We start from the raw sequence: 21,995 nt of genomic DNA on the forward strand, positions 1-21,995 counted from the left end.
TCATGGCAGATTACCAGGGCAAAAAAGTCGTTATCATCGGGTTGGGGCTGACAGGCCTCTCCTGCGTGGACTTTTTCCTCGCGCGCGGCGTGACGCCTCGCGTAATGGATACGCGTGTTTCTCCGCCGGGTCTGGATAAACTGCCGGAACAGGTTGAACGCCACCTTGGTGGTCTGAATGATGACTGGCTGCTGGCAGCCGATCTGATTGTCGCCAGCCCCGGTATGGCGCTGGCGCATCCTTCACTCAGCGCCGCGGCCGATGCGGGCGTTGAGATTGTCGGTGATATTGAGTTGTTCTGCCGTGAAGCGCAGGCACCCGTTATCGCGATTACCGGCTCTAACGGTAAAAGCACCGTCACCACCCTTGTGGGTGAGATGGCGAAAGCGGCGGGCATGAACGTGGGCGTTGGAGGCAATATTGGCCTGCCAGCGCTAATGCTGCTGGATAAGGGCTGTGAATTGTACGTCCTCGAGCTTTCCAGCTTCCAGCTGGAAACGACCTCCAGCCTTCGTGCGGCCGCGGCGACGATCCTTAACGTTACTGAAGATCATATGGATCGCTATCCGTTTGGTCTGCAGCAGTACCGCGCCGCCAAACTGCGCATTTATGAAAATGCGAAGGTCTGCGTCGTCAACGCGGATGACGCCCTGACCATGCCGGTGCGCGGGGCGGACGATCGCTGCATTAGCTTTGGCATCACCATGGGTGACTATCATCTTAACCGTCAGTTGGGCGAAACCTGGCTGCGCGTGAAGGGTGAGAAAGTGCTGAACGTGAAAGAGATGAAGCTTACCGGCCAGCATAACTACACCAATGCTCTGGCGGCGCTGGCGCTGGCGGATGCCGTAGGGCTGCCGCGTTCGTCCAGCCTGCAAGCATTGACCACCTTTACCGGCCTGGCGCACCGTTTCCAGCTGGCGCTGGAGCACAACGGTGTGCGCTGGATTAACGACTCAAAAGCCACCAACGTCGGCAGTACCGAGGCCGCCCTGAACGGCCTGCACGTTGAAGGGACCCTGCATTTACTGCTGGGCGGCGACGGTAAATCGGCGGATTTCTCCACGCTGAAACCGTATCTCGCCGGGAATAATATCCGCTTGTACTGCTTTGGTCGCGACGGCAGTGAGCTGGCTGAGCTGCGTCCTGACATTGCCGAGCAAACCGAGACCATGGAGCAGGCGATGCGGCTGATTGCCCCTCGCGTGAAGCCGGGTGATATGGTCCTGCTCTCCCCGGCCTGCGCCAGCCTCGATCAATTCAAGAATTTCGAACAGCGTGGCGATCTCTTTACCCGTCTGGCGAAGGAGTTAGGCTGATGCGTTTATCTCTCCCTCGCCTGAAAATGCCGCGCCTGCCAGGATTTGGCGTTCTGGCGTGGGTGTTTGCGGCACTCAAAGGCTGGGTGATGGGCTCTCGTCAAAAAGATAACGACAGCCTGGTCATGTACGACCGTACGCTCTTCTGGCTCACGCTGGGACTGGCGGCGGTTGGTTTTATCATGGTGACCTCGGCGTCAATGCCTGTCGGGCAGCGGCTGGCGAACGATCCATTCCTGTTTGCGAAACGTGATGGCCTGTACATCATCCTGGCGTTCTGTCTGGCGCTGGTGACATTACGTCTGCCGATGGAGTTCTGGCAGCGGCACAGTACCGCGATGCTGATCGCCTCCATCATTATGCTGCTGATCGTACTGGTGGTGGGGAGCTCCGTAAACGGGGCATCGCGCTGGATTGCCTTTGGCCCACTGCGTATTCAGCCCGCGGAATTTACCAAGCTCTCCCTGTTCTGCTACCTGGCTAACTACCTGGTACGTAAAGTGGATGAAGTGCGTAATAACCTGCGCGGCTTCTTAAAACCCATGGGCGTTATTCTGGTGCTGGCGGTCTTACTGCTGGCGCAGCCTGACCTTGGTACCGTGGTCGTGCTGTTTGTCACCACGCTGGCAATGCTGTTCCTGGCCGGGGCGAAGCTGTGGCAGTTCATCGCCATCATCGGAATGGGTATCTCAGCGGTTGTGCTGCTGATCCTCGCCGAGCCTTACCGTATCCGCCGTGTGACCTCATTCTGGAACCCGTGGGAAGACCCGTTTGGCAGCGGTTATCAGCTGACGCAGTCGCTGATGGCTTTTGGTCGCGGTGAAGTCTGGGGGCAGGGCCTGGGCAACTCGGTACAGAAACTGGAGTATTTACCCGAAGCGCACACTGACTTCATCTTCTCCATTATTGGGGAAGAACTGGGTTATATCGGTGTGGTATTAGCGCTATTAATGGTATTCTTCGTCGCTTTCCGCGCCATGTCGATTGGGCGGAAAGCGCTGGAGATCGATCACCGCTTTTCAGGTTTCTTAGCCTGCTCAATAGGTATCTGGTTTAGTTTCCAGGCATTGGTTAACGTCGGGGCCGCAGCGGGTATGCTGCCGACCAAAGGCCTGACGTTGCCGTTGATCAGTTATGGTGGTTCCAGTCTGCTGATTATGTCGACGGCCATCATGATGTTGTTACGCATAGATTATGAAACGCGTCTGGAAAAAGCCCAGGCGTTTACACGAGGTTCACGATGAATCAACCGAAGCGGTTAATGGTGATGGCAGGCGGTACCGGTGGACATGTGTTCCCGGGGCTCGCAGTTGCGCACCATTTAATGGATCAGGGCTGGCAGGTACGCTGGCTGGGAACCGCGGACCGCATGGAAGCCGACCTGGTACCGAAGCACGGTATCGAGATCGACTTTATTCGCATTTCCGGCTTACGCGGAAAAGGCATTAAGGCCCAGCTTCTGGCACCGGTGCGTATTTTCAACGCCTGGCGTCAGGCGCGCGCCATCATGAAGCGTTTTAAGCCTGATGTGGTGCTGGGGATGGGCGGCTATGTTTCTGGCCCGGGTGGGCTGGCGGCCTGGTCATTGGGCATCCCCGTGGTGCTGCATGAGCAGAACGGCATTGCCGGTCTGACCAATAAATGGCTGGCGAAAATTGCCACCAAAGTGATGCAGGCTTTCCCGGGAGCCTTCCCGAAGGCGGACGTGGTGGGTAACCCGGTGCGCGTAGACGTGCTGGCGCTGCCATTACCGGATGCGCGCCTGCCTGGTCGTGAAGGGCCGGTCCGTGTGCTGGTCGTTGGCGGTTCTCAGGGCGCACGCATTTTAAACCAGACGATGCCGCAGGTTGCAGCAAAGCTGGGGGATGCGGTGACAATCTGGCACCAAAGCGGAAAAGGTGCTCAGCAGATGGTTGAGCAGGCTTACGCCGATGAAGGCCAGCCGCAGCATAAAGTGACGGAATTTATCGACGACATGGCCGCAGCGTATGCCTGGGCCGATGTCGTGGTCTGCCGCTCTGGCGCATTGACGGTGAGCGAAATTGCCGCCGCCGGGTTGCCGGCTCTGTTTGTGCCGTTCCAGCACAAAGACAGACAGCAGTACTGGAATGCGCTGCCGCTTGAGAAAGCCGGCGCCGCGAAAATATTTGAACAGCCACAATTTACCGCCGATGCGGTCGCCACCACCCTGGCGGGCTGGAACAGAGAGGCATTACTGGAGATGGCGCAACGCGCACGCGCGACCGCTATTCCTGATGCAACGGAACGGGTGGCAAAAGAAGTGAGCCTGGCAGCCCAGGCTTAACCCTCGCAGCGCGTGTTGCGCTGCACGAATTTTTTAAGTAGTCGATGGCGTTTAGAGAATGAATACACAACAACTGGCAAAACTGCGTTCTATCGTGCCCGAGATGCGTCGCGTCCGGCACATTCACTTTGTTGGCATCGGTGGTGCTGGCATGGGCGGTATTGCCGAAGTGTTAGCTAACGAAGGCTATCAGATCAGCGGGTCTGACCTGGCGCCAAACCCTGTTACGCAGCAGCTGGCGTCGCTTGGGGCGACTATCTATTTCAATCATCGCCCGGAAAACGTGCGCGATGCGAGCGTGGTGGTCGTGTCGAGCGCCATCTCCTCTGATAACCCGGAAATCGTGGCCGCGCACGAAGCGCGTATTCCGGTGATCCGCCGTGCGGAAATGCTGGCGGAGTTGATGCGTTTTCGACATGGCATTGCGATTGCCGGAACCCACGGCAAAACCACCACCACGGCGATGGTCTCCAGCATTTATGCAGAAGCGGGCCTCGATCCGACGTTCGTCAATGGTGGTCTGGTAAAAGCGGCAGGCGTGCATGCGCGTCTCGGACACAGCCGTTATTTAATTGCCGAAGCGGATGAGAGCGATGCGTCGTTCCTGCATCTGCAGCCGATGGTCGCCATCGTCACCAATATCGAAGCCGACCATATGGATACTTACCAGGGTGACTTCGAGAACTTAAAGCAGACCTTTATTAATTTCCTGCACAACCTGCCGTTCTATGGACGCGCGGTAATGTGTGTAGACGATCCGGTGATTCGCGAGCTGTTGCCGCGCGTCGGACGTCAAATCACGACTTACGGCTTCAGCGAAGACGCTGATGTCCGCGTGGAAGATTACAAACAGCTGGGTGCGCAGGGGCATTTCACCCTGGCGCGTCAGGACAAAGAACTGCTGCATGTCACCCTGAATGCACCAGGGCGTCACAACGCCCTGAATGCCGCAGCGGCAGTGGCCGTGGCGACAGAAGAAGGCATTGATGACGAAGCCATTCTTCGTGCACTGGAAAGCTTCCAGGGAACCGGGCGTCGCTTCGACTTCCTCGGTGAATACCCGCTGGAGGCGGTGAACGGTAAACCCGGTACTGCCATGCTGGTTGATGACTACGGTCACCACCCGACGGAAGTGGACGCGACGATCAAAGCCGCGCGTGCAGGCTGGCCAGAAAAAAATCTGGTCATGATCTTCCAGCCGCACCGTTTCACGCGTACCCGTGACCTGTATGACGATTTCGCCAGCGTCCTGTCACAGGTGGATACGCTCCTGATGCTGGATGTTTATGCAGCGGGCGAAACTCCTATTCCTGGTGCAGACAGCCGTTCTTTATGTCGTACCATCCGCGGACGCGGTAAAGTAGACCCTATTTTGGTTTCCGATCCTGCCCAGGTGGCTGAAATTCTGGCCCCGGTGCTGACCGGCAACGATTTAATTCTGATTCAGGGCGCGGGAAATATCGGCAAAATCGCCCGTACCTTAGCTGAAATCAAACTGAAGCCGCAAACTCAGGAGGATGAGCATCATGGCTGATAAGATTGCTGTCCTGTCTGGCGGCACATCCGCCGAGCGCGAGGTTTCCCTGAATTCAGGTGCCGCTGTACTGGCGGGCCTGCGTGAAGGGGGTGTGGATGCGCACCTGGTCGATCCGAAAGAGACTGACGTAACCCAGTTAAAGGCGATGGGCTTCGATAAAGTCTTTATCGCGTTACATGGCCGTGGTGGCGAAGACGGCACCCTTCAGGGGCTGCTGGAACTCACCGGCATGCCGTACACCGGCAGCGGTGTGATGGCCTCCGCCATTTCTATGGATAAACTGCGCAGCAAACTGCTGTGGCAGGGCGCGGGTTTACCCGTTGCTCCCTGGATTGCCCTGACGCGTCGCGAATTTGAAATGGGCCTCTCCGATAGCGTTAATGCACGCATTGCTGAGCTGGGCTTACCGGTTATTGTAAAGCCCAGCCGCGAAGGGTCGAGCGTTGGCATGTCCAAAGTTGAGAAAGCTGAGGATTTATCTTCCGCTTTAGCCCTGGCATTTCAACATGATGAAGAAGTTCTGATTGAAAAATGGCTCAGCGGGCCGGAATTTACCGTCGCGATGCTTGGCGAAGAAATTTTACCGTCAATTCGTATCCAACCGGCCGGAACCTTCTATGATTATGAGGCGAAGTATCTCTCTGATGAGACGCAATATTTCTGCCCAAGTGGTCTTGAAGCTGAGCGTGAAACCGATTTACAGTCCCTGGTGGTTAAAGCCTGGCATGTTCTGGGTTGCCGTGGATGGGGCCGGATCGACGTGATGCTCGACAGTGATGGACAATTTTATCTGCTGGAAGCAAATACTTCTCCGGGAATGACCAGCCACAGCCTTGTGCCGATGGCAGCGCGTCAGGCGGGGATGAGCTTCTCGCAATTAGTCGTACGTATTCTGGACCAGGCGGGCTGATATGTCTCAGGCTGCATTGAACACGCGCAACCGCGATGACGAAGAAGAATACTCTTCTTCACGCCGGAGTAATGGAACGCGTCTTGCAGGTATTATTTTCCTGCTCGGGGTGCTGTGCACCGTGTTTATCAGCGGCTGGATGGTTCTGGGCTGGATGGAAGATGCGCAACGGTTGCCGCTTTCGAAGCTGGTGGTCACCGGTGAGCGTCATTACACCCGTAACGATGACATTCGCCAGACAATTCTGGCGCTGGGATCGCCTGGCACCTTTATGACGCAGGACGTCAATATTATCCAGAGTCAGATTGAACGTCTGCCATGGATAAAACAGGCGAGTGTCAGAAAGCAATGGCCTGATGAATTGAAGATTCATCTGGTTGAATATGTGCCCATTGCGCGTTGGAATGATCAGCACATGGTTGACGTAGACGGAAATTCCTTCAGCGTCCCGGCCGATCGTGTCAACAAGCAAAATTTACCGATGTTGTATGGCCCGGAAGGTAGCGAAAACGAAGTGTTACAAGGTTTTCGTGAAATGGGGCAGGTGCTGGCGAAGGACAGGTTTACGCTAAAAGATGCTGCAATGACGGCGCGCCGCTCCTGGCAACTGACGTTAACGAATGGCATTAAGCTCAACCTGGGTCGCGGGGACACAATGAAACGTCTGGCGCGATTTGTAGAACTTTACCCGGTTTTACAGCAGCAGGCACAGACTGACGGCAAACGGATAAGCTACGTTGATTTGCGCTATGACTCAGGCGCAGCAGTCGGTTGGGAGCCGGCTCCGGTCGAGGAACCTAATCAGCAACAGAATCAGGCACAGGTACAGGCAGAACAACAATGATCAAGGCGACGGACAGAAAACTGGTAGTTGGACTGGAGATTGGCACCGCGAAGGTTGCCGCTTTAGTAGGGGAAGTTCTGCCCGACGGTATGGTCAATATCATTGGCGTGGGCAGTTGCCCGTCCCGTGGTATGGATAAAGGTGGGGTTAACGATCTTGAGTCGGTGGTGAAGTGCGTACAGCGCGCCATCGATCAGGCTGAATTGATGGCAGATTGCCAGATTTCCTCTGTTTATCTGGCGCTTTCGGGCAAGCACATTAGCTGCCAGAACGAAATCGGCATGGTGCCGATTTCCGAAGAAGAAGTGACGCAGGAAGACGTTGAAAACGTTGTGCATACGGCGAAATCCGTGCGCGTTCGCGATGAGCATCGCGTGCTGCACGTGATCCCGCAGGAGTATGCGATCGACTACCAGGAAGGGATCAAAAACCCGGTCGGTCTTTCCGGCGTACGTATGCAGGCAAAAGTGCACTTGATCACATGTCACAACGATATGGCGAAGAACATTGTAAAAGCCGTTGAACGTTGTGGCCTGAAAGTTGACCAACTCATTTTCGCCGGTCTTGCAGCGAGCTATTCCGTGCTGACCGAAGATGAACGTGAACTGGGTGTCTGTGTGGTCGATATTGGTGGTGGTACAATGGACATGGCCGTGTATACCGGCGGTGCGCTGCGCCACACCAAAGTGATCCCGTATGCCGGGAACGTTGTGACCAGCGATATTGCTTACGCTTTTGGTACGCCCCCGAGTGATGCAGAAGCGATTAAAGTACGCCACGGCTGTGCGCTGGGGTCTATCGTTGGCAAAGATGAGAGCGTTGAAGTGCCGAGCGTGGGCGGACGTCCACCGCGCAGCCTGCAGCGCCAGACGTTGGCAGAGGTCATTGAGCCGCGTTATACCGAGCTGCTTAACCTGGTCAACGAAGAGATTTTGCAGTTACAGGAACAGCTTCGCCAGCAGGGCGTGAAACATCATCTTGCAGCGGGGATTGTATTAACCGGCGGGGCAGCGCAAATTGAAGGTCTTGCGGCCTGCGCTCAGCGCGTGTTCCATACGCAAGTGCGTATCGGTGCTCCGCTGAATATCACCGGTTTAACGGATTATGCTCAGGAGCCGTACTATTCAACGGCCGTGGGCCTGCTCCACTACGGGAAAGAATCTCATCTCAGTGGTGAAGCAGAAGTGGAAAAACGCGTCTCAGTTGGGTCGTGGGTCAAACGACTGAACAACTGGTTGCGAAAAGAGTTTTAATTTTTTTAAGAGACCGGAGAGAATTAGCGGTCTCGGGCGACAGGCACAACGGAGAGAGAAATTATGTTTGAACCTATGGAACTGACCAACGACGCGGTGATTAAAGTCATCGGCGTCGGTGGCGGCGGCGGTAACGCCGTAGAGCATATGGTGCGTGAACGCATTGAAGGTGTTGAGTTCTTTGCAGTTAACACCGATGCACAGGCACTGCGTAAGACGGCTGTAGGCCAGACTATCCAGATCGGCGGTGGCATCACCAAAGGGCTGGGCGCTGGGGCTAACCCGGAAGTCGGTCGTAATGCGGCTGAAGAAGATCGTGAGGCCTTGCGCGCTGCACTGGAAGGTGCGGACATGGTCTTTATCGCAGCGGGTATGGGTGGCGGTACGGGTACCGGCGCAGCACCTGTTGTGGCTGAAGTAGCGAAAGATTTAGGTATCCTGACTGTTGCTGTCGTGACCAAGCCTTTCAACTTTGAAGGCAAGAAGCGTATGGCTTTCGCGGAGCAGGGTATCACTGAACTGTCCAAGCACGTGGACTCGTTGATTACCATCCCGAACGACAAACTGTTGAAAGTTCTGGGTCGCGGTATCTCTCTGCTGGACGCTTTTGGCGCAGCCAACGACGTGCTGAAAGGCGCGGTGCAGGGTATCGCTGAACTGATTACCCGTCCTGGTCTGATGAACGTTGACTTTGCAGACGTTCGTACCGTGATGTCCGAAATGGGCTACGCGATGATGGGCTCTGGCGTGGCAAGCGGTGAAGACCGTGCAGAAGAAGCGGCTGAAATGGCTATCTCTTCTCCACTGCTGGAAGATATCGACCTGTCTGGTGCGCGCGGCGTGCTGGTCAACATTACCGCTGGCTTCGACCTGCGTCTGGATGAGTTTGAAACCGTGGGTAACACTATCCGTGCGTTCGCCTCTGACAACGCTACCGTGGTAATCGGTACTTCCCTTGACCCGGAAATGAACGACGAGCTGCGTGTTACTGTTGTTGCTACCGGTATCGGTATGGACAAGCGTCCTGAGATCACCCTGGTGACCAACAAACAGACTCAGCAGCCGGTTATGGATCGTTACCAGCAGCACGGTATGTCTCCTCTGACTCAGGAGCAGAAACCGGCCGCGAAAGTGGTTAACGACCCCACTCCGCAAACGGCGAAAGAGCCAGATTATCTGGATATCCCGGCGTTCCTGCGCAAGCAAGCTGACTAAGAATTGGCTGGAATTTGGGGATTTTCGCTCTTTGTGCTAAACTGGCCCACCGTCAGTGATATACACTTTCGGTTGGATAGTTAATTTGGCGAGATTATACGATGATCAAACAAAGGACACTTAAACGTATCGTTCAGGCGACTGGTGTCGGTTTACATACCGGCAAGAAAGTCACACTGACGTTACGCCCTGCGCCGGCCAATACCGGGGTCATCTATCGTCGCACCGACTTGAATCCACCGGTAGACTTTCCGGCCGATGCCAAATCTGTGCGTGATACTATGCTCTGTACTTGTCTGGTGAACGAGCATGACGTGCGGATTTCTACCGTAGAGCACCTGAACGCCGCCCTGGCGGGTCTGGGTATCGACAACATTATGGTTGAAGTCGATGCGCCAGAAATCCCGATCATGGATGGTAGTGCTGCTCCGTTCGTCTATCTGTTGCTGGATGCCGGCATCGAAGAACTGAACTGCGCGAAAAAATTTGTTCGTATCAAAGAGACCGTTCGCGTCGAAGATGGCGACAAATGGGCTGAATTCAAACCGTACAATGGTTTCTCGTTGGACTTTACCATCGATTTTAACCATCCGGCGATTGATGCCAGCACCCAACGCTATGCGATGAACTTCTCTGCTGATGCGTTTATGCGCCAGATCAGCCGTGCCCGTACGTTTGGCTTCATGCGTGATATCGAATATCTGCAGTCCCGCGGCCTGTGCCTGGGCGGCAGCTTCGATTGTGCCATCGTTGTTGACGATTATCGCGTACTGAACGAAGACGGTCTGCGTTTTGAAGATGAATTCGTTCGTCACAAAATGCTGGATGCTATCGGCGACCTGTTTATGTGTGGTCACAACATCATTGGTGCATTTACCGCGTTTAAATCCGGTCATGCACTGAACAACAAACTGTTGCAGGCAGTCCTGGCAAAACAGGAAGCCTGGGAATATGTGACCTTTGAAGACGAAGCTGAGCTGCCGCTGGCCTTCAAAGCACCAAACACGGTACTGGCGTAACGGTTAAAGCCGTTTCGTAAAAAATCGACTGGTTAACCTGGTACTCTCTCCGACCAGGGAGACCAGTCGTTTTTATTTTTACCCCTCTTCATTTATTTGCCCCAGCGTCACTTCTCGTTTGCCCGGTGCAGAAAATCTGTGCGTTAGCTGCATTCTTGACCGTTTTTCCCCGCAGCAATACGTCATTCCTGCTGCTGTGTATTGGCTTTAGTGGTAATATCTGGGCGCTTAAAAGAATAATTGAATTCAGCCTGTTGAAGGCTGGCTTAATGTGGTGGAGCAAGTGAGCGGAATACTGACGCGCTGGCGACAATTTGGCAGACGTTACTTCTGGCCGCATCTCTTATTAGGGATGGTCGCGGCGAGTTTCGGCTTGCCTGCGCTCAGCAACAGTGCGGAAGCGGCGACGCCGACGAAGACCTCCACAACCAAACACGATCTCAACACGCGGGTTAATTTTACTAACCTGGCGTGGCTTGAAGCCAATCGCCGCCCGAATTTCTCGGTGGATTACTGGCACCAGCATGCGATCCGTACCGTTATTCGCCATCTGTCATTTGCGATGGCTCCGCAGGCACTGCCTGTTGCTGAAGAGACGCTGCCGGTACAGGCGCAGCATCTTGCTCTGCTGGACACGCTTAACGCGCTGCTTACGCAGGACAGTCAGCCACCCGTCATGGTGCGTCAGACCACGCAAATCGCGCACGTTCCTCCTGCGACCTTCTCCGTTTCGACATGGATTAGCCAGGCCCACGGCATCCGCGCCGGGCCTCAACGCCTCAGCTAAATTAACCTTTTTTCAATACCTTAATTTATCTGCCCAACCTGGGGCGTTTGAGAATTTATTATGCTAATCAAATTGTTAACAAAAGTTTTTGGTAGTCGTAACGATCGTACCCTGCGCCGTATGCGCAAAGCTGTTACCGTCATCAATGGCATGGAGCCGGCGATGGAGAAGCTCTCTGATGACGAGCTGAAAGCGAAAACCGTAGAATTCCGCGCGCGTCTTGAAAAAGGCGAAACGCTGGAAAGCCTGATCCCGGAAGCCTTCGCCGTTGTGCGTGAGGCCAGTAAACGTGTGTTTGGCATGCGTCACTTCGACGTTCAGCTGCTGGGTGGTATGGTGCTTAACGAGCGCTGCATCGCGGAAATGCGTACCGGTGAAGGTAAAACCCTGACCGCAACGCTGCCCGCCTACCTGAACGCACTGACCGGTAAAGGCGTTCACGTCGTTACCGTCAACGACTATCTGGCACAGCGTGATGCCGAAAACAACCGTCCCCTGTTCGAATTCCTGGGCATGACCGTTGGCATCAACATGTCCGGTCTGCCGGCACCCGCCAAACGTGAAGCCTATAACGCGGATATCACCTACGGTACCAACAACGAATACGGCTTCGACTACCTGCGTGACAACATGGCGTTTAGCCCTGAAGAACGCGTCCAGCGTAAACTGCACTATGCGCTGGTGGATGAGGTGGACTCCATCCTGATCGATGAAGCGCGTACCCCGCTGATCATCTCCGGCCCGGCTGAAGACAGCTCCGAGATGTACCGTAAAGTCGATAAAATCATTCCGCACCTGCTGCGTCAGGAGAAAGAAGATTCCGACACCTTCCAGGGTGAAGGCCACTTCTCTGTCGATGAAAAAGCGCGCCAGGTGAACCTGACCGAACGCGGTCTGGTGAAAATTGAAGAGCTGCTGGTGGCTGAAGGCATCATGGAAGAGGGCGAGTCTCTGTACTCTCCGACGAACATTATGCTGATGCACCACGTTACTGCCGCGCTGCGTGCCCATGCGCTGTTCACCCGCGATGTCGACTACATCGTGAAAGACGGTGAAGTTATCATCGTTGATGAGCACACTGGCCGTACCATGCAGGGACGTCGCTGGTCTGACGGTCTGCACCAGGCCGTTGAGGCCAAAGAAGGCGTTGATATTCAAAATGAAAACCAGACGCTGGCCTCTATTACCTTCCAGAACTACTTCCGTTTGTACGAGAAGCTGGCGGGGATGACCGGTACTGCAGATACCGAAGCATTTGAATTCAGCTCCATCTACAAACTGGATACCGTGGTCGTTCCAACCAACCGTCCAATGATCCGTAAGGATATGCCGGACCTGGTGTACATGACCGAAGCGGAAAAAATTCAGGCGATCATTGAAGATATTCGCGATCGTACCGCTAATGGCCAGCCGGTGCTGGTGGGGACAATCTCCATCGAGAAATCCGAAGTGGTTTCCAATGAGCTGACCAAAGCGGGCATCAAACACAACGTACTGAACGCCAAATTCCACGCCAAAGAGGCCGATATCGTTGCGCAGGCGGGTTACCCGGCAGCGGTAACAATCGCCACCAACATGGCGGGTCGTGGTACCGACATTATGCTGGGTGGTAGCTGGCAGGCAGAGATTGCCGAGCTGGAAAACCCAACGCCGGAGCAGATTGCTCAGATTAAAGCGGACTGGCAGGTACGCCATGACGCGGTGCTGGCATCCGGTGGTTTGCATATCATTGGTACCGAACGTCACGAATCTCGTCGTATCGATAACCAGCTGCGCGGCCGTGCGGGTCGTCAGGGCGATGCCGGTTCTTCCCGCTTCTACCTGTCTATGGAAGATGCGCTGATGCGTATTTTCGCCTCCGACCGTGTTTCTGGCATGATGCGTAAACTGGGTATGAAACCTGGCGAAGCCATTGAACACCCGTGGGTCACCAAAGCGATTGCTAACGCCCAGCGTAAAGTGGAAAGCCGCAACTTCGATATTCGTAAGCAGCTGCTGGAATATGATGATGTGGCCAACGACCAGCGTCGTGCCATCTATACCCAGCGTAACGAACTGCTGGACGTGTCCGACGTGAGCGACACCATCAACAGCATTCGCGAAGACGTATTCAAAGCGACTATCGACGCGCATATTCCACCGCAGTCTCTGGAAGAAATGTGGGATATCGAAGGTCTGCAGGAACGCCTGAAAAACGACTTCGACCTCGAACTGCCAATCAAAGAGTGGCTGGACAAAGAGCCTGAGCTGCACGAAGAGACCCTGCGTGAACGTATTTTCGAAACCGCGCTGGACGTATACAAGCGTAAGGAAGAAGTCGTTGGCGCTGAGATGATGCGTCACTTCGAAAAAGGCGTGATGCTGCAAACGCTGGACTCCCTGTGGAAAGAGCACCTGGCGGCGATGGACTACCTGCGTCAGGGTATCCACCTGCGTGGTTACGCGCAGAAAGATCCGAAGCAGGAGTACAAGCGTGAATCCTTCGCCATGTTTGCGTCCATGCTGGAGTCACTGAAGTATGAAGTGATCAGCACCCTGAGCAAAGTTCAGGTACGCATGCCAGAAGAAGTGGAAGCAATGGAGCAACAGCGCCGTGAAGAAGCTGAGCGTCTGGCACAGATGCAACAGCTGAGCCACCAGACTGACGAGAGCGAAGCTGCGGCAGCGATCGCGGCCCAGACTGGCGATCGTAAAGTTGGCCGCAACGATCCGTGCCCGTGTGGTTCCGGTAAAAAATACAAGGCGTGCCACGGTCGTCTGAGCTAAATTCATAACAAAACAAAAAGGCGCAGAAATCTGCGCCTTTTTTATGGAAGTGACAATATGAAAATACTGCAAATTTCCGTCGGGATTATTCGCAACCCGCAAAACCAGTTCTTTATCACCCAGCGCGCCGCCGACGCCCATATGGCGAACAAATGGGAATTTCCGGGCGGGAAAATCGAGTCAGGCGAAACGCCGGAACAGGCGCTGATCCGTGAGCTTCAGGAAGAAGTGGGGATCACCCCGCTTGGCGCAACGCTGTTTGACAAGCTCGAATACCAGTTTCCCGACCGTCACATTACGCTTTGGTTCTGGCTGGTGGAAAACTGGGAGGGGGATCCCTGGGGCAAAGAGGGGCAACCGGGTAACTGGGTTGAACTGCAGGCAAGCGATGCCGACAAATTCCCGCCGGCAAATGAACCTGTGATTACCCGGTTAGTGCAGGGCGTTTAATTTACTGCTGTTCTTCACTCCAGTCATCGCTGTCCGAAAGAGTGCCTTCACTCGGAATGCGTTTCTCTTCCGCCGCCCATTCGCCCAGGTCAATTAACTGACAGCGTTTACAGCAGAATGGGCGGTATGGGCTCACTTCGCCCCAGACAACACTTTTGCCACAGGTTGGGCAGTTTACGATGGTTACGTCAGACATTGGCACTCCTTAACAACAGGCCAGTTCAAAATCGAGGCGTTCCGGCACGGTGCCATTTTCACTGTCCAGCGGCATAAAGCGAATCGCAAAACGGCTCTTATGCCCGGAGATTTGCGGGTAAAGCTGCACGTCGAGCGAAAGATTCAGTCGCAGCAGATCGGCATCGTCCCCGTTATCCTGGTAAAAACCGTTCAGGCTGGTCTGCTTGCGGAACGGCGCAGAGTTACGGATAAGATCGAGGATCAGCGATAACGTCCGGTGCATCGGCTCCAGGCTTTCCAGCCAGATATTCACCTGCGCATCACGCTGCGTTTGCGGCATGTGCAGCCACATATGAAGCGTCGGCAGGTCAAAGCTGCAGCATCCACCGGGAATACTCAGACGCTGGCGTACCAGGGCAATCAAGCGATCTTCACGCAAAAACTGGCCAACGCGAGGGGCTGCCATTAACGTGCTGCTACTGCTTTTTAACTGCTGACGCAGGGAATCGATACGGCTTTGATCAACACCCGGGACTTCCGCCCATGCCTGCAGTTTACGCTGCTGACGCTCGAGTTCTTTCAGTAATTCGGTGCGGACATCTCCACGTTCAATCACATCCAGCAGGTCGCCCACATTGCGGAAGAAGTGCAACGCAGTGGCGTGATCGTTGACAGGCAGATGTTGCGAGAGTTGTTGAATAAGAAATTCGATACGCAGCCAGGTACGCATTTTTTCGTTAAGCGGATGCTCAAAAAGGATGTGAGTCGACATTATGGTTTTTCCTGTGCAACGGCCTGCGCGGCGAAGGTCAAATACTGCGCGTGCAGACGGGCAACATCCGATGCAATGGCATCTGGTGCGCCGTTATTATCAATAACATCATCCGCAACGGCCAGGCGCTGATCGCGCGTGGCCTGAGCGGCAAGAATTCGTTCGGCATGTACGCGCGAGACGCGATCGCGCGTCATGGTTCGCTGGATTTGCGTTTCGGGAAGGACATCAATGACCAGAACCCGATCGGCTTTCTTCTGCAGCTGATTTTCTACCAGCAACGGAACTACCCACAGCACATACGGTGAGCGGGCGGCGGCAATCTGACGCTGAGTTTCCTGGTGGATAATGGGGTGGAGCAGGGCATTAAGCCAGACCTTTTCCGCAGAATCGGAAAAAATGCATTCGCGAAGCTGTCGGCGATTTAGCGTGCCGTCCGCATTGATGATGGCCGGGCCAAAATGTTCTTCAATGGCCTTTAACGCGGGTGTATTCGGTTCTACCACCTGACGGGCAATGATATCGGCATCGATAATCGCGATACCCAGGCGAGCGAAAGCGTCCGCAACGGTACTTTTGCCACTACCGATGCCGCCGGTTAATGCGACGGTATACCCCATTAAATCAAATCCTGGGAATTATTCATTATTAAAATCAGTTGGTTGAAATTCAAACGTGTGCCAGCCAATGTTTAGCTCTCTTTACCGGCTTTTTACCAGGTAAATTTATAGGATTGTAGCGTAAAAAAAGAGAATTTCGCAGTCTTGCGGAGCAGGTATTAGTGCGTATGATAACGTCACTGGAGTTGTGCTTTTAACATATTTGCCTCTAACCCCAGGAATCCGCACATGCGTATCGAAGAAGATCTGAAGTTAGGTTTCAAAGACGTTCTTATCCGCCCTAAACGCTCTACACTGAAAAGTCGCTCAGACGTTGAACTCGAACGTCAATTCACCTTTAAACATTCCGGTCAGACCTGGTCTGGCGTGCCGATCATCGCTGCCAATATGGATACCGTGGGAACCTTCGAGATGGCAACCGCGCTGGCACAGTTCGACATCCTCACGGCAGTTCACAAACACTACAGCCCTGAAGAGTGGAACGCCTTTGTGGCATCCGCTTCTGCTGAGGTCGTGAAGCATGTGATGGTCTCTACCGGAACCTCAGATACCGATTTCGAAAAGACCAAACAAATCCTCAAGAGTAACCCCGCGCTGAACTTCGTCTGTATTGATGTAGCGAATGGTTATTCCGAACACTTCGTGCAGTTCGTGAGCAAGGCGCGTGAAGCCTGGCCGAACAAAACCATCATTGCGGGTAACGTAGTGACCGGCGAGATGTGTGAGGAGCTGATCCTCTCTGGCGCAGATATCGTCAAAGTGGGCATTGGCCCGGGTTCCGTGTGCACCACGCGTGTGAAAACCGGTGTCGGTTATCCGCAGCTTTCTGCGGTTATTGAATGTGCCGATGCTGCGCACGGCCTGGGCGGCCAGATCATCAGTGACGGTGGTTGTACTACCCCGGGTGATGTCGCGAAAGCTTTCGGCGGCGGAGCAGACTTCGTGATGCTTGGCGGTATGCTGGCAGGTCATGAAGAGAGTGGCGGTACCGTGGTGGAAGAGAACGGCGAGAAATTTATGCTGTTCTACGGTATGAGCTCTGAATCGGCGATGACCCGTCACGTGGGTGGCGTTGCAAAATACCGTGCGGCAGAAGGCAAAACCGTGAAGCTGCCGCTGCGCGGCCCGGTTGAGAATACCGCACGTGACATTCTTGGTGGCCTGCGTTCGGCCTGCACCTATGTGGGGGCATCCCGCCTGAAAGAGTTGACGAAACGCACGACCTTTATCCGCGTTCAGGAACAGGAAAACCGCGTTTTCAATAGCCTGTAATCGCGTAAGCTGGCGCACATCCGTGTGCCAGCGTTATCCCGCACTCATCGCATCTCCGAGATGGAAGATAGGCAGATACATTGCCACCACCAGAGTGCCGATAATCACACCCGTCACGATCAGCAGCACAGGCTCCAGCACGGCAGCCAGGTTATCTGCTGACTGAAAGGTTTGCTCCGTGTGGTGACGCGCCAGGTTTACCAGCATGATATCGAGCGCACCTGACGTTTCACCGGTTCGTAATAGCTGAATACACAGCGGAGTAAAAACCGCCGCCTTTTGAAAGGATGCCCAAAGGGGATAACCCTTTTCAATGTCTTCCCGGATGGCGCGGAGTATCCCCTGCCAGTACCTGCTCTCAACCGTCTCTTCTGCACTCTCCAGACCCTTTAAAAAAGCGATGCCCGCCTGCTGCGTGAGCGACAGCACGGTAAAAATTTGCCCCAGCTTTTGTCCTTTAGCCAGCGCGCCCATGACGGGGATATGCAGCAGTACGTGTTGCCAGCGTGGATCCTGCCGCCAAGCCCAGGCGATGCTCACAGGAAGGAGTAGCCCCGCGAACAGCGCGAGGGCATAGGACTGTATAAACGTTGCCATTCCCATGACTATTTGTGTCAGCATCGGGAGCGGGGTATTAAACGTTTTGTAGATGGCGGCGAATTCGGGCAAGACCAGAGTGACCATGGCCAGCACCACGAGTACCGCCAGAGCCAGGATTACCATCGGGTAACGCAGTGCCTTTTTCACTTTCGCACTGAGTTGCTGCTGTGATTTTTGTTGCTGGGCAAGCTCACGGCAGCACGTCTCCAGCTTCCCGGTTAGCTCGCCGGTCTTCACCATCGACACATACAGTGGGCTAAATACCGCGGGCCAGCGCTTCAGCGCCTCAGAAAAAGGGCATCCTTCACTCAGCTCATCGGCAAGGCTTTGCAGGAGTGCCTGCCAGGGTGTTATCGGATGCTGGTCCGCCAGCATCTGCAGGCTGTCAGACAGTGTCAGGCCCGCCTGCAAAAGCGTGGCGAGCTGGTGAAATACCTCGTAACGGTGATGTGGTCGCCAGCGATACCTCTGCGTGCAGCGGGTGATTGTCAGAGGATGCAGCGCTTTGCGCATCAGCCTGTCGAAAGCCGCATTGCGGTCAGTTGCCCACAGAGCCCCGCTTCGGGGCTCTCCTTCAACGGATAGCGCACGCCAGCGCCAGAGGTGATTAGCAGCCATCGGGCATTCCCAGGATACGCAGCAACTCTTCGAGCGTGGTCAGTCCCTGTTCAACAGCCATACAGCCATGTTCGAAAAGGGATGTCATTCCTGCCTGACGGGCGCTGGCCTCAATCACCTCTGACCCCGCTCCGCTGGCAATGGCCTGCCGGAGTGTCTGGTCAATGACGAGCACTTCAAAAATGGCGACGCGACCATAAAAACCGTGATAACAGCGCTCACAGCCGGTGGGTTGCCAGCGCGGCAGCGGCCGGGGCCAAACGGAGCGAGGCAGTTCTGCCCGCTTGTCGGTTTCCTGGCGGCAATGGGGGCATAAACGGCGCACCAGTCGCTGGGCGATGACCAGCGAGAGGGCGGAAGAGATCATCCATCGCGCCACCCCCATCTGCTGCAGGCGGATCAGGGTTTCCGCCGTCGAGTTGGTGTGTAGCGTCGACAACACCAGATGCCCGGTTTGTGCGGCATTAATGGCAATCTCTGCCGTTTCGCCATCACGAATTTCGCCGACCATAATGATGTCAGGATCCTGACGTAGCAGCGCTCTCAGCACCGTCTGGAAGGTAAGGCCCGCACGCGGGTTTATCTGCGTCTGGTTTAATCCTGCAAGCGGGATCTCTATCGGGTCTTCCACGCTGCAGATGTTCACATCCGGCGTGTTTCGAGCCTGCAGCGCGCTGTACAGCGTTACGGTTTTACCGCTGCCGGTGGGGCCGGTAACCAGAATCAGCCCCTGCGGCTGGTGGAGCACTTCGCTAAAGCCGGCCAGCTGTTTAGTATTCATCCCCAACGTTTCCGGCTCAAGAGATTGCTGAACCTGATGCAGCAGGCGCAGTACAATTTTTTCACCCCCGCTGCAGGGAAGCGTGGCGATGCGAAATGAGACCGGCTCGTTTGCCAGCTCAATCGTAAACTGACCGTCCTGCGGTAAACGGCGTTCCGCAATATCGAGGTTACCCAGCACTTTTAACCGGGCGCTGAGCATGGTGGCCAGCGCGGCTGAAAGTGGGGGCTGCGGGCAAAGCACGCCGTCGATGCGCAGGCGAATCTGGCAAGTCTGCTCCATCGGTTCAATATGAATATCAGAAGCGCGTTGGTTTATCGCCTGCTGCAGCGTGTGGTTAAGAATATCCACCGCTGAGTGTGTCGGCGTAACGACGGGCAGATGCGTTTGTGTGGTTAACTGCCGGTGCTTTTCCATGCGCTCGGCGCTCCAGCACTCGATATCAATCCGTTTCTGGGTAGCGAAACGCAGGGCTTCCATCAGTTCAGGGCCGGGGTTTCCCACGACGGCAATGCTAATCATGTCGCTATCGCTGCTCAGCAGAAGGGCATGATGACGCAGACAAAGTGCGACAAGCTGATCGGTATTCATCATCCGCTCCTCAGTGGGTGTCGAAGCGGAAAACGTCTTCACAGGCCTGCTTGAGCGCGCTGTCGGTACCGATGTTGCAGTCACGCGTCCACCCCGTCATGCCGTTGCCATCACTCCATTGTGGCGTCATGACCACCTCCAGCCCGTTAAGGCTCTCCTGGCCGGTTAAGGTCACGACGCCTTTCGCCACGTTCATGCCTGAAACGTAGCGGGTAGTGGTGGGGGACGGGATGCCATTACTGCCTCCGTCACAGCTCTCCACGCCGCCGTGATCCAGGGCGCAAAGCTCAATGGCGGTACGGTAGGGAATGAAGGTTTGCAGCATATCGGTCAACGCTGCTTTTCGCAGGTAGTTCTGGTATGCGGGAACGCCGATGGCGCTCAGAATGGCAATAATGCCGATCACCACCATCAGCTCAATGAGTGTGAATCCTTGTTGTCTGTCCATGTCTGCTCCTTACGTTAAGTAGGGCTACTCTGGCAGTGAGACAGCGCAGAAACGAGGGGCAAAAAAAAGAACGTGAAGGGGCTTTCAGGGAATTCGTGGCGTGTTGCAGGGTAGGGCAATGGTTTTGCGAGCGGGAGTGAATTTCCCCTCTCCGCAACGAGAGGGGAGGGACATTATTTGAAGCGCATCGAGAGGTCGAGGGCGCGAACGTGCTTGGTCAGCGCCCCAACGGAGATGAAATCAACGCCGGTCTCGGCGAATTCACGGATCGTATCAAACGTCACGTTGCCGGATACTTCAAGCTGGGCTTTGCCGTTGGTCAGTTTTACCGCCTCGCGCATCTGCCCGGTTTCGAAGTTATCAAGCATGATGATATCGGCGCCGGCCTTGATAGCCTGCTCCAGCTCCTCCAGGTTTTCGACTTCCACTTCGACGGGCACATCCGGATGCAGCCAGAAGGCTTTTTCGACCGCCTGACGCACGGATCCTGAGGCAATGATATGATTCTCTTTAATCAGGAACGCGTCAGACAACCCCAGACGATGGTTTGCACCGCCGCCACAGAGCACCGCGTATTTCAACGCAGTGCGCAGACCCGGTAGCGTTTTGCGGGTATCCAGCAACTGCGTGCGGGTACCCGCCAGCAGGTCAACGTAGCGACGCACTTCGCTTGCCACACCGGACAACGTCTGCACGAAGTTCAGCGCGGTTCGTTCGCCGGTCAGCAGTACACGGGAAGGTCCATCAAGTTCGAACAGCGGCTGATTTGCCGTAATCGCATCACCGTCGTCGACATGCCAGGTGATCTGCACCTCATCGCCTGCCAGTTGGGTAAAGACCTCTTCAACCCAACGCTTACCGCAAAAAATACCCTCTTCGCGCGTAATAATGACCGCATGTGAGCGAGTCTCTTTTGGCAATAATTGTGCGGTAATATCCCTGTCGGCGCTGACGTCACCGCCCAGATCTTCTTTCAGGGCATGGGCAACGCTTGCCGGAATATCCATACTAATACGTTCCAGAAGCGCTTCACGTCGGTTGTCGGGGTTGTAACGGCGAGGCGGCATGATAAAACTCCAAATTGGTAACGAATCATAATATTGAAACATGCTACTCTGAACCGAGTAACAGCACCATACATAAGGAGTTCCAGCATGTTGTTAGAAAACGGATGGCTGGTGGATGCGCGGCATGTGCCCTCGCCGCACCACGACTGCCGCCCGGAGGATGAAAAGCCCACACTGCTGGTTGTTCATAATATCAGTCTCCCGCCGGGTGAGTTTGGCGGCCCGTGGATCGACGCGTTATTCACGGGGACCCTGGATCCTGATGCCCATCCTTTCTTTGCTGAGATTGCGCATCTGCGCGTGTCGGCTCACTGTCTGAACCGTCGCGACGGCGAAGTGGTTCAGTACGTCCCTTTTGATAAGCGCGCCTGGCATGCCGGCGTGTCGATGTACCAGGGACGCGAACGCTGCAATGATTTTTCCATCGGGATTGAGCTGGAAGGCACTGACACCACCCCCTACACCGATTCACAGTATCAACAGTTGGTGGCTGTAACCCAAACGCTGATCGAGCTCTATCCCGCGATAGCCGGGAATATTACGGGACACAGCGATATTGCCCCGGCGAGAAAAACCGATCCCGGCCCGGCTTTTGACTGGCCCCGGTTTCGCGCCATGCTTACCGCGTCGTCAGAATAAGGAGA

At 55.1% G+C, this 21,995-nt stretch carries 21 protein-coding genes; 14 read left to right on the top strand and 7 right to left on the bottom strand.

Features of this window, described 5'->3' with window-relative positions:
* The first annotated feature begins 2 nt into the window (after positions 1-2).
* The 12 genes from murD to mutT all read left to right on the top strand — a co-directional run bounded on the left by murD (position 3) and on the right by mutT (position 14,405).
* Positions 3-1,319: a UDP-N-acetylmuramoyl-L-alanine--D-glutamate ligase gene (murD, locus tag ACMVME_RS11825; RefSeq protein ID WP_025205419.1), complete on the top strand. Its 1,317-nt coding sequence runs from the start codon at positions 3-5 to the stop codon at positions 1,317-1,319.
* Positions 1,319-2,563: a cell division protein FtsW gene (ftsW, locus tag ACMVME_RS11830; protein WP_014168628.1), complete on the top strand. Its 1,245-nt coding sequence runs from the start codon at positions 1,319-1,321 to the stop codon at positions 2,561-2,563. The genes murD and ftsW overlap by 1 nt, the downstream gene beginning before the upstream one ends.
* Entirely contained in the window at positions 2,560-3,624 is a 1,065-nt protein-coding gene (murG, locus tag ACMVME_RS11835; RefSeq protein ID WP_020882577.1) for an undecaprenyldiphospho-muramoylpentapeptide beta-N-acetylglucosaminyltransferase, read from the top strand. Before ftsW ends, murG begins: the two co-directional genes overlap by 4 nt.
* A 58-nt stretch (positions 3,625-3,682) precedes the next feature.
* Positions 3,683-5,158: a UDP-N-acetylmuramate--L-alanine ligase gene (murC, locus tag ACMVME_RS11840; protein WP_014168630.1), complete on the top strand. Its 1,476-nt coding sequence runs from the start codon at positions 3,683-3,685 to the stop codon at positions 5,156-5,158.
* On the top strand, positions 5,151-6,071 hold the full coding sequence (locus ACMVME_RS11845) for a D-alanine--D-alanine ligase (RefSeq protein WP_068795209.1): 921 nt from the start codon (positions 5,151-5,153) through the stop codon (positions 6,069-6,071). Before murC ends, ACMVME_RS11845 begins: the two co-directional genes overlap by 8 nt.
* Before the next feature lies 1 nt (position 6,072).
* Positions 6,073-6,915 carry a cell division protein FtsQ gene (gene ftsQ / locus ACMVME_RS11850; RefSeq protein ID WP_014168632.1) on the top strand — a complete coding sequence of 281 codons (843 nt, stop codon included), beginning with the start codon at positions 6,073-6,075 and terminating at the stop codon, positions 6,913-6,915.
* Entirely contained in the window at positions 6,912-8,168 is a 1,257-nt protein-coding gene (gene ftsA / locus ACMVME_RS11855; RefSeq protein WP_006173845.1) for a cell division protein FtsA, read from the top strand. Before ftsQ ends, ftsA begins: the two co-directional genes overlap by 4 nt.
* Positions 8,169-8,231: 63 nt before the next feature.
* Positions 8,232-9,383, top strand: a complete 1,152-nt coding sequence (ftsZ, locus tag ACMVME_RS11860; RefSeq protein ID WP_008501978.1) for a cell division protein FtsZ — start codon at positions 8,232-8,234, stop codon at positions 9,381-9,383.
* Between the two features lie 101 nt (positions 9,384-9,484).
* Positions 9,485-10,402 (top strand): UDP-3-O-acyl-N-acetylglucosamine deacetylase, encoded by a 918-nt coding sequence (gene lpxC / locus ACMVME_RS11865; protein ID WP_014168633.1) that lies wholly within the window; start codon positions 9,485-9,487, stop codon positions 10,400-10,402.
* A 283-nt stretch (positions 10,403-10,685) separates the two neighbouring features.
* The gene (secM, locus tag ACMVME_RS11870; protein ID WP_072126512.1) at positions 10,686-11,189 is read left to right on the top strand and encodes a secA translation cis-regulator SecM; all 504 of its coding nucleotides are present in this window, start codon (positions 10,686-10,688) and stop codon (positions 11,187-11,189) included.
* A gap of 60 nt (positions 11,190-11,249) precedes the next feature.
* Complete coding sequence (secA, locus tag ACMVME_RS11875; RefSeq protein ID WP_014168636.1) at positions 11,250-13,955, top strand: preprotein translocase subunit SecA; 2,706 nt, start codon at positions 11,250-11,252, stop codon at positions 13,953-13,955.
* Positions 13,956-14,012: 57 nt separating this feature from the next.
* Positions 14,013-14,405, top strand: coding sequence for an 8-oxo-dGTP diphosphatase MutT (gene mutT, locus ACMVME_RS11880; protein WP_414743439.1), 393 nt, complete (start codon positions 14,013-14,015; stop codon positions 14,403-14,405).
* A gap of 1 nt (position 14,406) precedes the next feature.
* Here mutT and yacG read toward each other — a convergent pair whose 3' ends face one another.
* Genes yacG through coaE form a run of 3 tightly spaced genes read right to left on the bottom strand, consistent with a single transcriptional unit; the run spans position 14,407 to position 15,974 of the window.
* Positions 14,407-14,601, bottom strand: a complete 195-nt coding sequence (yacG, locus tag ACMVME_RS11885) for a DNA gyrase inhibitor YacG (protein ID WP_020882580.1) — start codon at positions 14,599-14,601, stop codon at positions 14,407-14,409.
* A gap of 9 nt (positions 14,602-14,610) precedes the next feature.
* Positions 14,611-15,354 (bottom strand): cell division protein ZapD, encoded by a 744-nt coding sequence (gene zapD, locus ACMVME_RS11890; RefSeq protein WP_014168639.1) that lies wholly within the window; start codon positions 15,352-15,354, stop codon positions 14,611-14,613.
* Positions 15,354-15,974, bottom strand: a complete 621-nt coding sequence (gene coaE / locus ACMVME_RS11895; protein ID WP_068795208.1) for a dephospho-CoA kinase — start codon at positions 15,972-15,974, stop codon at positions 15,354-15,356. Before coaE ends, zapD begins: the two co-directional genes overlap by 1 nt.
* A 228-nt stretch (positions 15,975-16,202) precedes the next feature.
* On the opposite strand from coaE, the gene ACMVME_RS11900 reads away from it, so the two are divergent.
* The gene (locus tag ACMVME_RS11900; RefSeq protein WP_032679625.1) at positions 16,203-17,246 is read left to right on the top strand and encodes a GMP reductase; all 1,044 of its coding nucleotides are present in this window, start codon (positions 16,203-16,205) and stop codon (positions 17,244-17,246) included.
* Positions 17,247-17,279: 33 nt separating this feature from the next.
* Here ACMVME_RS11900 and hofC read toward each other — a convergent pair whose 3' ends face one another.
* The 4 genes from hofC to nadC all read right to left on the bottom strand — a co-directional run bounded on the left by hofC (position 17,280) and on the right by nadC (position 21,351).
* A complete protein-coding gene (gene hofC / locus ACMVME_RS11905) occupies positions 17,280-18,464 on the bottom strand; it encodes a protein transport protein HofC (RefSeq protein ID WP_049023071.1) in 1,185 nt (394 codons plus the stop codon).
* A complete protein-coding gene (gspE, locus tag ACMVME_RS11910; protein ID WP_041162424.1) occupies positions 18,454-19,836 on the bottom strand; it encodes a type II secretion system protein GspE in 1,383 nt (460 codons plus the stop codon). The genes hofC and gspE overlap by 11 nt, the downstream gene beginning before the upstream one ends.
* A gap of 10 nt (positions 19,837-19,846) precedes the next feature.
* A complete protein-coding gene (gene ppdD / locus ACMVME_RS11915) occupies positions 19,847-20,284 on the bottom strand; it encodes a prepilin peptidase-dependent pilin (RefSeq protein WP_014168644.1) in 438 nt (145 codons plus the stop codon).
* A gap of 173 nt (positions 20,285-20,457) precedes the next feature.
* Positions 20,458-21,351, bottom strand: a complete 894-nt coding sequence (gene nadC, locus ACMVME_RS11920) for a carboxylating nicotinate-nucleotide diphosphorylase (protein ID WP_032681658.1) — start codon at positions 21,349-21,351, stop codon at positions 20,458-20,460.
* Between the two features lie 87 nt (positions 21,352-21,438).
* On the opposite strand from nadC, the gene ampD reads away from it, so the two are divergent.
* Positions 21,439-21,990 (top strand): 1,6-anhydro-N-acetylmuramyl-L-alanine amidase AmpD, encoded by a 552-nt coding sequence (gene ampD / locus ACMVME_RS11925; protein WP_410383274.1) that lies wholly within the window; start codon positions 21,439-21,441, stop codon positions 21,988-21,990.
* Positions 21,991-21,995 lie beyond the last annotated feature (5 nt).

Source organism: Enterobacter cloacae complex sp. 2024EL-00711, from assembly GCF_047529885.1.
GTDB lineage: Bacteria > Pseudomonadota > Gammaproteobacteria > Enterobacterales > Enterobacteriaceae > Enterobacter > Enterobacter ludwigii.